Source organism: Companilactobacillus miaonis (assembly GCF_036913615.1).
Lineage (GTDB): Bacteria > Bacillota > Bacilli > Lactobacillales > Lactobacillaceae > Companilactobacillus.
This window is the reverse complement of the sequence record NZ_JAYKTX010000003.1, coordinates 164,265-178,305: the sequence shown is the minus strand read 5'-3', so window position 1 is coordinate 178,305 and position 14,041 is coordinate 164,265. Positions and strand designations below refer to the sequence as shown.

Sequence of the window (14,041 nt, the reverse complement as noted above, 5' to 3'; positions counted from 1 at the left end):
CTAAGCCTCATTACTGATTCTTAAGCAATATTTTTACTGAATTTACTAATTCATCTTTACTTACTTCAATTGTTTCACCAGTACTTCTGATCTTTAGTTCAACAATTCCGTCAGCTGCCTTTTTACCTACAGTGATTCTAATTGGTAAACCAATTAAATCTGAATCGGCAAATTTAACACCTGGACGTTCCTTACGATCATCAAGTAAAACATCATATCCTTCATTTTGCAACAATTCAACAATTTCGTCACTCAATTTGCCTTGAACGTCATTATTGTACTTAATTGGCACGACATGAACTTGATATGGTGCCAAAGCTACTGGCCAAATAATTCCATTTTCATCGTTGTGTTGTTCAATTATAGCTGACAATAAACGAGAAATTCCAATACCGTAACATCCCATAATCAATGGATTTGATTTTCCGTTTTCATCTAAGAAATTAGCACCTAAAGCCTTTGAGAATTTAGTTCCTAATTTAAAGATATGTCCAATTTCAATTCCACGAGTAAACTTGATTTTACCGTGACCATCTGGTGAAGTTTCACCTTCCTTGATCACACGGAAGTCTCGAAATTCAGGAGTTTCTTCAACAATATCTTCAAAGTTAGCGTTAAACAAATGCACATCAGCTTTGTTCAAGCCAACGACAAAATTCATTAAACCAACTAATGAACTATCATATAAAACCTTAACTTTTTCATCCATACCCTTAGGACCAATAAAGCCAGGTACACTCTTAAATACATCAGTAACTTCTTCAGGTGTAGCTTCACGCAAGAAATCAACACCCAAATAGTTCTTCAACTTAACGTCATTGACATCATAGTCACCACGAATCATTACTAAAACTGGTTCGTCGTCAGCCATGTAAGCTACGGCCTTCATGATTCTAGCTGGTTCAACTTTTAGAAGTTCTGCCAAAGCGGAAATTGTATGAACATTAGGAGTATCAACTTCCTTAGCATCTTTTTTGTCTTCAACTAGATTTTCATCCATTTTACTTGCGGCCATTTCCAAATTAGCTGAATAATCACTGTCATCTGAATAAGCGATAGTATCTTCACCGATATCAGCAATAGCGGAGAATTCTTTAGAATCAGTTCCACCCATGGCACCAGCATCACCAATAATAGCTCGATAGTTAAGTCCAGCAGCATCGAAAATATTACGGTAGGCTTGTTCCATTTGATTAAAAATAACATCTAACTGATCTTTATTAGCTGTGAATGAATAGGCATCTTGCATTAAGAATTCACGACCACGCAGTAAACCGTAACGAGGGCGATCCTCATCACGATACTTCATTTGCATTTGATATAAAACAAGAGGTAATTTCTTGTAACTATTCAAACTTTCTTTAACGACACTTGTAAAAGTTTCTTCATGAGTTGGTCCTAAAACGAACTCTCTGTCATGACGATCCTTTAGTTTGAAAAGATTGTCGCCATATGTTTCATAACGGCCACTTTCCTTCCACAAATCAGCAGGCAAAATAGCAGGCATTTGCATTTCGGCTGCGTCAACTTTATCCATTTCCTTACGAATAATATCTTCAAGTTTACGAATTACTGACCAAGCAAGTGGTAAATAACTATACACACCGGCTGAAACTTGACGAACATATCCGGCTCTCAACATCAATTGATGACTGACAGCTTCCGCATCTGAAGGTGTTTGCTTCAGTGTTGGAATATATAATTTTGATTGTTTCAAGTTCTTATCCCCCTACTTTATAAAGAAACGCTGAATATCATTCCAAGTAACAGCAATCATTAAAAGCACCAAAATTCCGACACCGACAAGCGTGATGGCTGTTTCGTATTGTTCTGGAATTGGCTTTCTTCTGATTGCTTCAACGATATTTAATAAAATCTTTCCACCATCTAAGGCTGGAATTGGAATTAAATTAACAATTCCTAAGTTCATTGAAAGCATTGATGTAAATAAAATAATATTGATCAATCCTTGTGAAGCTACTTGTGACGTCATCGAATAAATCCCGACTGGTCCCGATAACTGATTGATATTGAACCCTCCGGAAACCATTTTTCCTAATGCCTGGAAGACCATCACTGTCGTACCCCAACTGTAAGAAAAGCCATACTTGATCTTTGCGATGACACTAGAATCACGCTTTGGCATAATACCGATCAAGCCATATTTTTGACCTTGTGATTTAACCGTCTTCGGTGTCAAAGTAACTGTTTTGACCCTTTTGCCAGATTTAACTTGCAAAGTAGTTTTCTTACCAGGATTATTTTGAATATTGGTCGACAAAGCTGTCCAAGATCCTGTTTTTTTACCGTTAACACTCAAAATAGTGTCATTAACTTGTAATCCCGCTGCTTGAGCAACTGAATTTTTTTCAATATGCCCTAACTGATTAGTAGCTACACCATTCATCATAAAAGCCGCTAAGATAGCAGCTACGACAGCAAGTACAAAGTTATTAAACGGTCCAGCAAAATTAGTAATCATTCGTTTCCATACAGAAACAGACTGAAGTTGCACATCACGTGGTGCAATTTGAACTTCAGTTCCGTCTTCTTCAACAATTGTTGCATCATGATCTACAGAATACTTTTTAACGACAGATTCGTCGCCATTTTCATACCCTTCAATCACTAAATCATCAACTAGATCTGATTTAGAAATTTGAACAGGGACCGCATTTGCATCATAAACCTTACTGGAAGTTATTATTTTGATTACTTTATCTTGATCATTTAAAACTAAAGATGCCATCGTTCCTGGTTGGATATCAGAATCATCTTCTTGCGCTCCGGCCATTCGAACATAACCACCTAAGGGCAACAGTCTCAAGGTATACGTCGTATGGTTTTTACGATAAGCGACAATTTTCGGACCCATTCCAACAGAAAATTCCCGAACTAAAATACCGGATTTTTTTGCTGCATAATAATGTCCAAATTCATGAACAATAACCAAAATTCCAAAAACGATAATAAACGTAATTATTGCGGTCATTTTAACCTCCAGAAGTTGCTTAAACTAAACCAAAAATGTGTAACAACGGTAACACGATCAACATGCTATCGAATCGATCTAAAATTCCACCATGTCCTGGCAAAATATTTCCTGAATCTTTAACTTTGTAATAACGCTTGTAAGCTGATTCAATCAAATCACCCATTTGTCCCATGATCGACAAGACAAAGGCAATCATTAACATTGTTGTGATTGAATACTCTTGCGGAACAAAAATCATGTAAATTCCAGATAAAATGAGCGCCATAATGATTCCAGCAACCGTACCTTCCCAAGTTTTATTGGGACTGATAGCTGGCCAAAGTTTATGTTTACCAATTTTTCTACCGAAAGTATAAGCAAAAATATCAGTTGACCAAACAACGATCAAGGCGTACATCAATAAGCCAAGACCGGGTTGAGAATTTCTTACAGCAGCTAAATAATGGAATCCAGTACCGATGTAAAGCATTGAAACTACTGAGACACCAGCATCTTCGAAATTGAATTTATTCTTTGTCAATACAGTAATAACTAACAAAATTACAGCAAAAACATAAAATAAATCTAATCGTGTAAAACTCTTAGGCAACCATCCAGCATAAAATCCATTAGGCACAACTAATGCCAGAGTTCCTAAAATTGTTACTAAGAAATCTACTGAGACAATGATACGCTTACGCATAATGTATATCTCAAAAACACCAACTGCGGCTAAAGCTGCAGCTGCAACCTCTAACCAAACTCCGCCCGCTAGCAATATGGGAATAAAGATTGCTAATGCAATAACGGCAGTAATGACACGTTGTTTCATAATTTTCCCCCAAACTAAACTGATCCGAAACGCCGATCTCTGCGATCGAACTCTTTAATGTCTTTAATTAAATCATCGACCGTAAAATCTGGCCAATAACTGTCATCAAAAATCATTTCTGTATATGCTAATTGCCAAAGCATAAAGTTAGAGATTCTTTCTTCTCCACTAGTTCTAATCAAAAGGTCTGGATCTGCCAAATCTTTCAAATGACTAGTTAATAAATGATCAGCGAATACAGAATCATCTATCTTGCTTGGGTCTATTGAACCACTTGCAGCTTCGATTGCCAAATTTTTAGCAGCATTGACAATTTCAGCACGACCACCATAGTTAAAAGCAAAATTGAGGATCATCCCAGTATTATCCTTGGTATCCTCAACTGCTTTTAAAACTACTTTTTTGGTCTTTTCTGGCAAGTGATCAGTAAATCCAGTCACGAACACTTGAATGTTCTCTTTAATTAAATCAGGCATAAAAGTTCCAAAGAAGTCGACTGGTAATTTCATTAGAAAATTGACTTCTTTACTTGGACGACTCCAATTTTCAGTTGAAAAGGCATATAGACTCAAAACTTTAACTCCTAAATGACTGGCAGCAGTAGCAATCGTTTTGACATTATTCATACCTTCTTTATGTCCGGCAATTCTTGGTTGGCCCTTTCTTTTAGCCCAACGGCCGTTTCCGTCCATAATGATGGCAATATGCTTTGGAACTGATATCTTTGGATCTAATTGTTTTTTACTATCATCTGTCATAAGGAATTTTATCCTTCAGTAATTTCTTTTTCTTTATCTGCTGCAAGTTTATCGACATCAGCAATTGCTGAATCAGTAACTTTTTGAACATCTTTTTCCAAATCATGGAATTCATCTTCTGTTACATCATTAGCTTTCAATTGCTTCTTTAAATCATCCATAGCTTCACGACGAACGTTTCTAACGGCGATTCGTGAGCCTTCAGCTTCTTTACCAACTTGCTTAGCAATCTCTTGTCTACGTTCACCAGTGAGCTGTGGAATCACCAAACGGATTACTTTACCATCATTAGCTGGATTCAAACCTAGATCAGATGAATTGATAGCATGTTCAATATCATCAAGTGAAGATTGATCGTAAGGTGTGATCAACAATACTCGAGCTTCTGGAATATTGATTGATGCTACTTGGTTCAAAGGAACGTCAGTCCCATAGTAAGAAACTTTAATATTATTCAAAATTGAAGCATTGGCTTTACCAGCACGAATGTTGGCCAATTCTTTTCTCAATACTTCAATTGATTTAGACATATTTTCTTGTGCCTTAGTTATCGCTTTATTCGTCATCATTACCACCCTTTATTATTGTTCCAATATTTTCACCTTGAACAACCTTTTTAATGTTTTCTGGCTTGTTCAAGTTAAAGACGATCAATGGAATGTCATTATCCATTGACAATGAAGAAGCTGTTGTATCCATTACTCCAAGGTTCTTATTAATAATATCAAGTTGTGTCAATTCTGAATACTTCTTAGCATTTGGATCTTTCTTAGGATCAGCTGAATAAACACCATCGACGTTGTTTTTAGCCATTAAAATAACATCGGCTTCAATTTCAGCAGCACGTAAAACAGATGTAGTATCAGTTGAGAAGTATGGATTACCAGTACCACCAGCAAAAATCACTACACGTCCCTTTTCTAGATGTCTAATAGCCTTTCTTCTGATATATGGTTCAGCAACTTGACGCATTTCAATTGATGTTTGAACGCGTGTTGGAACACCAATATGTTCCAAACCATCTTGCAATGCTAAACCGTTCATAACAGTGGCCATCATACCCATATAGTCTGCTTGAGCACGATCCATACCCATTTCGGCACCAGTTTCACCACGCCAAATATTTCCACCACCACAAACAATGGCTACTTGAACTCCTAAATCGTGAACACTTTTAATCTGTTCAGCAATTTGTTTAATAACTGGGGGATTGATTCCAAATCCTTTCTCACCAGCTAGGGCTTCTCCAGAAACTTTTAAAATAACTCTTTTATACTTGATATCAGGCATAAGTACTCTCCTTTAATTTTGCTATTTAACATTTTAACATATTAGATTAGTCTAAATTTATCTATTGACTATTTTTAAATAAAAATTGCTTGGATACAACCCTAAATACAAGAAAAGGTCGTTTAATTCTTACGAATTAAGCGACCTCTCTTTCAAATTAGTAAATAATTACTTCATTTGGTTCTTTACTTCTTCAGCAAAGTCTTCTTGTTTCTTTTCAATTCCTTCGCCAACTTCGTAACGAACGAATGAAACTAGCTTACTGTTCTTTGATTCAACGAATTGTTGAACAGTCATATCAGAGTCCTTAACGAATTCTTGGTCAGCCAAACTAATTTCTGACAAGAACTTGTTTAGACGTCCTTCAACGATTCTAGGAATGATCTTTTCAGGTTTACCTTCAGCCTTTGTCTCTTCAGTGAAGATTGCCTTTTCATGTTCCAAACGGTCTTCAGGAACTTGATTACGATCCATGTATTCAGGATTAATAGCTGCAACGTGCATAGCTACGTCTTTAGCAGCATCTTCATCCTTACCTTCAAGTGTAACGATTGCACCAATTAGGCCACCGTTATGTAGGTAAGCACCGAATACTTGTGAGTCAGTCTTATCAAGAACTTTGAAACGTCTCAATGAAATCTTTTCACCAATAACAGCTGTTAAGCCTGTGATGGCGTCGTTAATTGTTTGGTCACCAATCTTAAGTGTCAAAGCTTCATCCATGTCTTTTGGTTCATTTTCAACGATAGCTTTACCAATTTCATTTACAAGATTGATAAATTTGTCGTTTGATGAAACAAAGTCAGTTTCTGAATTAACTTCGATAATAGCAGCTTTGTTACCTGAAACTTCGATATGTGTCAAACCTTCAGCAGCAATGTTTCCACTCTTCTTAGCGGCTTTAGCAATACCTTTTTCGCGAAGTTTGTCGATAGCCTCTTGCATGTTACCGTCAGCAGCAACCAATGCCTTTTTAGCATCCATCATACCAACGCTTGTCTTATCACGTAATTCTTTAACTTGAGCAGCAGTAATTTTAGCCATTAGTAATCCTCCAGTCGTATAAATAAAGCCATCTTACTCAGATGACTCTATTTTACGCTTATTATTATTTGTTATCTTCGTTATTTGATGAATTCTTAGCTTCTGCTAAATCTTCAATAGATTTTGCATCAGCAGCATCAGCATTTTCGTTGTTATCTTCCTTAGCGAAGTCTGCATCTGAAACAGCTTCTTCACCTTGTTTACCTTCAACGATAGCGTCAGCCATCTTAGATGTAATCAATCTAACGGCACGAATAGCATCGTCGTTTGATGGAATGATAACATCGATAGGATCTGGATCAGTATTTGTATCAACCATAGCTACGATAGGAATGTTAAGTTTCTTAGCTTCGTTAACAGCAATGTTTTCCTTATGAGGGTCAACAATGAACATAACATCAGGAATTCTTGGCATATCTTCGATACCACCAAGGAATTTCTCCAACTTAGCTTGTTGCTTTGTAAGTAAAGCAACTTCTTTCTTAGGTAGACGTTCAAAAGTACCATCTTGAGACATAGCCTTGATGTCCTTTAATCTCTTGATACGTTTTTGAATTGTGTTCCAGTTAGTCAAAGTACCACCTAACCAACGATGGTTAACATAGTATTGGCCAGCACGTGTTGCTTCTTCAGCAATAGCATCTTGTGCTTGTTTCTTTGTACCAACGAATAGGAAAATACCATCATCACCGGCAACGGCCTTCATATAGTTGTATGCATCGTCGATCATGCGTACTGTTTTTTGTAAATCAATGATGTAAATACCATTTCTTTGTGTAAAGATAAATGGCTTCATCTTAGGGTTCCATCTTCTTGTTTGGTGACCAAAATGTACACCGGCTTCAAGAAGTTGTTTCATAGAAATAACTGACATAAAAAGTTCCTCCTGGTTTTTACCTCCACTTAAGTCTTATTCATTCAAAACGCGACCTGCGCACCATCAAATGAATCGTTAAGTGTGTGTATTCAATACGGTTTAATATTATAAGGGAAGATTATTTTGAAATCAAGTAGTCACGCCAATTTATTCCCTGACTTTTTAATAATTTTTCTTTTTGAGAACGACTAAGCTTCTTGATAGCAATTTCTCGTTTCAAAGCTTGCGATTTATTTTCCAGTTCCTCGCTATACATCAATACCACTGGTCGTCGTACTTTGGTATATTTAGCGCCTTTACCTGCATTATGAGTAGCTACTCTTTTAGTTACATCATTACTAGTACCAGTATAAAAAGTCTGATCACTGCACAATAACATATAGACGTAATATTTATTATTTGCCATTGATTATTTGATTCGCCTCTTCACTCAATTGATGATTATCATCATACATCACCAAATCCGGTTCAATTTGTAACGATGCTTCTTTAACCGTTTTTACCGCATCCACTAAAACTAAATTAGCCACTTTCTGTTTGGTAGTTCTAACAAAGCGTAATTTTCGAGCTTGCAATTTTTGTTTTGACATCTCAATTAATAACTCAGTTAATCTTTCGGGTCGATAAACTAAAAAAACATGTGAATTTTCTTTTAACAATACTTTGATGGCATAGCATACATCCTCAAGATCAGCTAAAATCTCATGTCGAGCGTTTGCTAAAACCGGATTTTCCTTAGTAGCAGTATTTTGATTAACTTTAAAATACGGTGGATTACAGACGATAGTATCAATCGTATCGTGATCTAAATATTTCTGGATATCTTTTAAATCAGCATTGATCAAATGGACTTGATTATCCAAATGATTGTCTTCAATACTCTTTTGTGATAATTCAGCGAGTTTTTTTTGAATTTCTACTAAATAGATTTGCGCCTTAGTTTTATTAGCCAAAGTCAAGCCAATTGCGCCATTTCCAGAACATAGATCTACTATTTTGCCTTTTTGTGCTGGTTTTGCAAAATTATACAGTAAAATAGTATCAAGGTTAAAAGAATAAAGTTCTTTATCCTGATTAATAATGATTCCACTATTTGAAATAATATCTTGGGAATTTATCGACATGTTGCACCTACTTTATGGTATTTTAAATAAGTTAAGATTATTTTAGGGAGAATGATAATTTTATGTTTTATAAGTTTATCCGAGTAATAGCTAGAGGGATCGTTTTTCTTCTCAACGGTCATTTTGATATTGTTGGTAAAGAAAACCTACCTGACAAACCCTACATTATTGTGGCACCACACCGCACATGGTGGGAACCAATCTTTTTTGCATTAGTGATCTCTCCAAGAGAAGCTACTTTTATGGCCAAAAAAGAATTATTCAAAAATCCAATTCTGAGATTTATTCTCGTTCATGCACATGCATTTCCAGTTGATCGAGCTCATCCTGGTCCTTCAGTAATTAAGACCCCTGTTAAGGCTTTAAAGAAAGAGGATAAAGTTTTAATCATGTTTCCATCTGGAACACGTTATTCCGAGCAATTAAAGGGTGGAGCTTCTTTAATTGCCAAGCTTTCGAAAGCACCACTAGTTCCTTTTGTTTATCAGGGACCTTTGAAATTTTCTGGCCTACTGAAACATCAAAAAATCACCATCGGTGTTGGCCCGGAAATCGACTTTGACTTCAAAGCTAAGTTGGATGAACAACAAACTAAACAAGTTAATGATGACATGGAAAAAGCATGGAAAAAGGTGGACCAAGAAATTAATCCTGAATTCAAGTATATCCCACCAAAGAAAAAACATTAATAATGATAACAAAAAAAAGCGACCTGCAAAGGCCGCTTTTTTTAGTCAATTGAGTTACAACCAATATCTTTTCGATAAAAAATATGATTATTGTTCATCTTCTGTAATTGTTCATAGATCGTTTTTTGTGCATCTGACAAATCTTTAGCATGTGCTTTCATCAAATAGAGTCGACCACCATTACTAAACAACTGGTGATCCTCCTTTTTGACACTGGCAAAATTTATTTCCAAAGGACAATTTTTAAAATCAGTCACTTTTCCTAATGTTCCTGGTTCGGGCTTTTGAGGATACCCTTGACTGACTGCAAAAACCCCTAAATTAAGTCCCTTTTGTTTCCATTCGATCTGCTTAATTTTTTTATGACGTAAAATGTGATCAATAATCGAAGCTAAATCGGTTTTCAAACGTGGCAAGACCACCTCAGTTTCAGGATCACCAAAGCGAGCATTGAATTCAATAACTTTTATGCCTTGTTTAGTCAAAATCAAGCCTGCATACAAAATTCCTGTATATTTAATACCTTGAGCTCTTAACTCAGAAACAAACGGCTTCAAAACCGTCTCAATGGCTGATTGTTCAACCTCTTGAGAAATATTTTGAACTGGACAAACTGCGCCCATACCACCAGTATTAGGCCCTAAATCGCCATCAAAAATCTTTTTGTAATCTTGAGCTAGAGGCATGGGATAAAAGCGTTTATGGTCGACAAAGGCCATCAAAGAAAATTCTTCTCCCTCTAGATAATCTTCAATGATCACTTTAGAAGTATTGAATTTATGATTATCTAATAATTCATTTATCACTTTTTCAGCTTCTGAAAGGTCTTGGACGATAAAGACCCCTTTACCCGCAGCTAATCCATTAGCTTTAATTACGATTGGATAAGTTTGATTTTTTTGCAGAAAAGCTCTTGCAGCCTGTAAATTTGTAAACTCTTGATACTGAGCCGTCGGAATATTAGCATCAGCCATGATTTTTTTAGTAAAAGTTTTTGACCCTTCTACCTGAGCTGCTTCTTGATTGGGACCAAAGATCTTTAGCTTTTTATTTTTAAAGAAATCAACAATTCCATTAACCAATGGCTCTTCGGGACCAACGATTGAAAAATCGATCTCATTTGTTTCAGCAAATTTAGCTAAATGTTCAAAATCATTTTCGTCGATAGCAATTGTCTTGATTTTCGATAACTTCATCCCATCATTACCTGGGGCACAAAAAACTACATTATCTTTATTTTTTAACAATGATTTACAAATTGCATCTTCACGTGCTCCGGAACCAATTACAAGTATTTTCATTTAATGACCTCTCTAGTGTTTAAAGTGTCTTCTACCAGTGAAGACCATTGCGATACCAAACTTATTAGCCATATCGATTGAGTCTTGATCTTTGATAGACCCACCAGGTTGAATAATAGCTGTAATGTTATGTTCTGCTGCATATTGAACACAGTCATCCATTGGGAAGAAAGCATCCGATGCCATGATCAATGGCTTATGTTCTTGAGCTTGTTCTTCTTGTTCGATGGCAATTTTCACTGAACCAATACGATTCATCTGACCGGCACCAATTCCTAAAGTCTTATCAGTCGTAGAAATAACAATTGCATTACTCTTCACATGTTTAACTACTTGTTGACCAAACAATAATGCCTTCATTTCTTCAGCTGTTGGGGCCTTTTCAGTAACAACTTTAAATTCATCAAGTTTATCAACCGTTGTATCTCGTTCTTGAACTAACAATCCACCCATAACTGAAACGTATTCATGCTTGTCAGCATCTTTTGCCTTCGAGAAATCAAGTGTCAATAAGCGAATATTCTTTTTAGCTTCAAGGATCTCCAAAGCTTCATCAGTAAAACTTGGAGCAATGACAATTTCCAAGAAGATCTTATGCATCTCTTCGGCAATTTCTTTAGTAACTTCACGGTTAACAGCCACAATCCCACCAAAGATCGACATAGTATCTGCTGTATATGCTTTACGCCAAGCTTGATAAATTGATTCATCATCAATACCGACGCCACAAGGATTCATGTGCTTCAAGGCAGCAACACAAGGTTTGTCAAAGTCAGCCACAATTCTTAAAGCTGCATCCGCATCTTTAATATTATTAAAGGACAATTCTTTGCCATGAAGTTGCTTGGCAGAAGCAATTGAATAAGCACTAGGAAGAGCACTTTGATAAAAGGCTGCCTTTTGATGAGAGTTTTCACCATAGCGCAATTCTTGATGGAAGTCGTAGCCTAAAACTTCAACGTCGGGGAATTCTTCATGGTTCAAGTCAGATAAGTAATGAGCAATAATACTGTCATATTCAGCTGTGTGACGGAAAGCTTTCGCAGCCAATTTTTGTCTCAAAACTAGATCATCATTGCCTGATTCAATGCTTGTTAAAACAGTTTGATAGTCACTGGCATCAATTACAACGTAAACACTCTTGAAATTCTTCGAAGCAGAACGAATCATTGATGGTCCACCAATATCAATTTGTTCAATTGCTTGAGCTGGTGTAACACCATCTTTAGAAATTGTCTCTTTGAACGGATATAAATTGACACAAACTAGATCAATAGTGTGAATATTTAATTTTTCCAAAGTTTTCATATGTTCGGGATTGTCACGTTTGGCTAAAAGCCCAGCATGAACCATTGGATGCAGTGTTTTAACTCGTCCATCCAAAATTTCTGGAAAATTAGTAATTTCATCGATTTCAGTTACTTTAACACCATTTTCTTGTAACTTTTTATATGTACCACCAGTTGAAACAATTTCAAAGCCATTGGCAATCAAACCTTTGGCAAATTCTACGACACCAGTTTTATCGGATACACTAATTAAAGCTCTTCTCATTTTTTACTTACCCCTTTTAATAAATTAGCAATGACTTCTTTATACATTTGATGTTCAGTTTGGTGAATTCTTGCTTCCAAACTTTCCTCAGTATCATTTTTTAATCTGACAACTTTTGATTGTTTAATAATTGGTCCAGTATCAACACCTTCATCAATGTAATGAATCGTCACGCCTGTCACTGGTTCATTAGCAACGAATGCTCGATGAATTGCTTCAAGACCGGAAAATTTCGGCAGAAGCGATGGATGGATATTGATTATTTTATTAGGATACTGGCTCAATAAAACCGGTGTAACAACACGCATATAACCGGCCAGAAAAATATAATCGATCTTTAAAGGTTTCAATTTTTCAACGATTGCTTGTTCATAAGCTCCACGATTCTCATAGTCAGCTAATTGGTTAACAAAAACCGGAATGTGGTATTTTTCCGCTCTTTTAATTACTTTGGCCTGTGGTTGATCACAAACTAACAACTCAATTTCAAGGCCTAATTTCTTTAATTCGTCTGATCCGGCAATGGTTTCAAAATTTGTGCCATTACCTGAAGCAAAGACCGCTACTCTCACAGTTTGTCCCCTTTCAAAATCAGACTTTCTGACTCTTTAGCTACAACTGACCCAATCGTATAGGCCAAAGTTTGTTTTTGATTCAATTGTTGTAATACTTTCAGTTCATCCTTTGGATCAACTGCTAAAACAATTCCTAGACCCATATTAAAGATGTGATACATGTCGATTGTTTCAATTTTTCCATATTTTTGTAAAACATCAAAAATTGGTAAGACTGGCCAAACATCAAAATTGATCTCAGCAGCAAGATTTTCAGGTAAAATTCTTGGAACATTCTCAAAAAATCCACCACCAGTAATATGAGCAATTCCGTGAACTAATTTTTCTTGTAAAAGTGGCACTAGTTCAGATGTATAAATTTTAGTTGGCGTTAATAGTACATCACCTAAAGTTTGATGTGGTAATTCTGGTAAAACCGTTTCAGTGGTAAATTGATGCTCTTGAAAGAAGATCTTTCGTACTAATGAGTAACCATTTGAATGAATTCCACTAGATTTAATGCCGATTAGAACATCATTTTCGTGAACTTTTTCTGGTTTTAATAAATCTTCTTTTTCACAAATACCAACCGCAAAACCGGCAATATCATAATCACTGGGACTATAAACACCAGGCATTTCAGCTGTTTCACCACCAATTAAAGCTGCATTGGCTTGCTGGCAGCCATTGATAACACCCTTCAAAATTTCCTCAATCTTTTCATCAACTTTCCCGGTTGAAATATAATCAAGAAAATACTGCGGAATTGCACCTTGTGCCAAAATATCGTTGACACACATAGCAACACAATCAATCCCAATAGTGTCCCATTTCTTAGATTCATTCGTTAATAATAATTTTGTTCCGACACCATCATCACTAGAAACCAACACTGGATGTTGATAACCTTCAGGTATTTCATAAACACCACCAAAATTACCAATACTGCGATTGTTGGTATTTTTTTTTACAAATTTGGAAATTTTGTATCCTGATTCGACGTTTACGCCAGCATCTTGATAGGGATTAGACATAATCTGCCTC

15 protein-coding genes are annotated in these 14,041 nt (G+C 36.1%); 1 reads left to right on the top strand and 14 read right to left on the bottom strand.

Going from position 1 to position 14,041, the window contains the following annotated elements:
• Window positions 1-10: 10 nt before the first annotated feature.
• The 10 genes from U8521_RS03760 to U8521_RS03715 form a co-directional block, all read right to left on the bottom strand.
• Complete coding sequence (locus U8521_RS03760) at window positions 11-1,717, bottom strand: proline--tRNA ligase (RefSeq protein WP_334332934.1); 1,707 nt, start codon at window positions 1,715-1,717, stop codon at window positions 11-13.
• Between the two features lie 12 nt (window positions 1,718-1,729).
• Window positions 1,730-2,992, bottom strand: coding sequence for an RIP metalloprotease RseP (rseP, locus tag U8521_RS03755; RefSeq protein ID WP_334351886.1), 1,263 nt, complete (start codon window positions 2,990-2,992; stop codon window positions 1,730-1,732).
• Between the two features lie 19 nt (window positions 2,993-3,011).
• Window positions 3,012-3,806: a phosphatidate cytidylyltransferase gene (locus U8521_RS03750; RefSeq protein ID WP_334332936.1), complete on the bottom strand. Its 795-nt coding sequence runs from the start codon at window positions 3,804-3,806 to the stop codon at window positions 3,012-3,014.
• A 14-nt stretch (window positions 3,807-3,820) separates the two neighbouring features.
• On the bottom strand, window positions 3,821-4,564 hold the full coding sequence (gene uppS / locus U8521_RS03745) for an undecaprenyl pyrophosphate synthase (protein WP_334351885.1): 744 nt from the start codon (window positions 4,562-4,564) through the stop codon (window positions 3,821-3,823).
• Between the two features lie 8 nt (window positions 4,565-4,572).
• On the bottom strand, window positions 4,573-5,130 hold the full coding sequence (gene frr, locus U8521_RS03740; RefSeq protein WP_334333053.1) for a ribosome recycling factor: 558 nt from the start codon (window positions 5,128-5,130) through the stop codon (window positions 4,573-4,575).
• Entirely contained in the window at window positions 5,120-5,854 is a 735-nt protein-coding gene (pyrH, locus tag U8521_RS03735; RefSeq protein WP_334332938.1) for a UMP kinase, read from the bottom strand. Before pyrH ends, frr begins: the two co-directional genes overlap by 11 nt.
• A gap of 168 nt (window positions 5,855-6,022) precedes the next feature.
• Entirely contained in the window at window positions 6,023-6,898 is an 876-nt protein-coding gene (gene tsf / locus U8521_RS03730; RefSeq protein WP_334351884.1) for a translation elongation factor Ts, read from the bottom strand.
• 64 nt (window positions 6,899-6,962) lie between these two features.
• Window positions 6,963-7,772: a 30S ribosomal protein S2 gene (rpsB, locus tag U8521_RS03725; protein ID WP_334332940.1), complete on the bottom strand. Its 810-nt coding sequence runs from the start codon at window positions 7,770-7,772 to the stop codon at window positions 6,963-6,965.
• Window positions 7,773-7,893: 121 nt separating this feature from the next.
• A complete protein-coding gene (locus tag U8521_RS03720; protein ID WP_334332941.1) occupies window positions 7,894-8,181 on the bottom strand; it encodes a GIY-YIG nuclease family protein in 288 nt (95 codons plus the stop codon).
• A complete protein-coding gene (locus U8521_RS03715; RefSeq protein ID WP_334351883.1) occupies window positions 8,171-8,899 on the bottom strand; it encodes a tRNA1(Val) (adenine(37)-N6)-methyltransferase in 729 nt (242 codons plus the stop codon). Before U8521_RS03715 ends, U8521_RS03720 begins: the two co-directional genes overlap by 11 nt.
• Before the next feature lie 62 nt (window positions 8,900-8,961).
• Here U8521_RS03715 and U8521_RS03710 point away from each other — a divergent pair, with 62 nt between their 5' ends.
• Window positions 8,962-9,588: a lysophospholipid acyltransferase family protein gene (locus tag U8521_RS03710; RefSeq protein WP_334332943.1), complete on the top strand. Its 627-nt coding sequence runs from the start codon at window positions 8,962-8,964 to the stop codon at window positions 9,586-9,588.
• A gap of 41 nt (window positions 9,589-9,629) precedes the next feature.
• Here the strand turns inward: U8521_RS03710 and purD are convergent, their stop codons facing one another.
• From purD to purM, 4 genes are read right to left on the bottom strand one after another with little or no spacing between them, the layout of a single operon-like run.
• Window positions 9,630-10,889, bottom strand: coding sequence for a phosphoribosylamine--glycine ligase (purD, locus tag U8521_RS03705; protein ID WP_334332944.1), 1,260 nt, complete (start codon window positions 10,887-10,889; stop codon window positions 9,630-9,632).
• 12 nt (window positions 10,890-10,901) lie between these two features.
• On the bottom strand, window positions 10,902-12,443 hold the full coding sequence (purH, locus tag U8521_RS03700) for a bifunctional phosphoribosylaminoimidazolecarboxamide formyltransferase/IMP cyclohydrolase (RefSeq protein ID WP_334351882.1): 1,542 nt from the start codon (window positions 12,441-12,443) through the stop codon (window positions 10,902-10,904).
• Window positions 12,440-13,015, bottom strand: coding sequence for a phosphoribosylglycinamide formyltransferase (purN, locus tag U8521_RS03695; protein ID WP_334332946.1), 576 nt, complete (start codon window positions 13,013-13,015; stop codon window positions 12,440-12,442). The genes purH and purN overlap by 4 nt, the downstream gene beginning before the upstream one ends.
• The gene (purM, locus tag U8521_RS03690) at window positions 13,012-14,031 is read right to left on the bottom strand and encodes a phosphoribosylformylglycinamidine cyclo-ligase (RefSeq protein WP_334351881.1); all 1,020 of its coding nucleotides are present in this window, start codon (window positions 14,029-14,031) and stop codon (window positions 13,012-13,014) included. The genes purN and purM overlap by 4 nt, the downstream gene beginning before the upstream one ends.
• Window positions 14,032-14,041 lie beyond the last annotated feature (10 nt).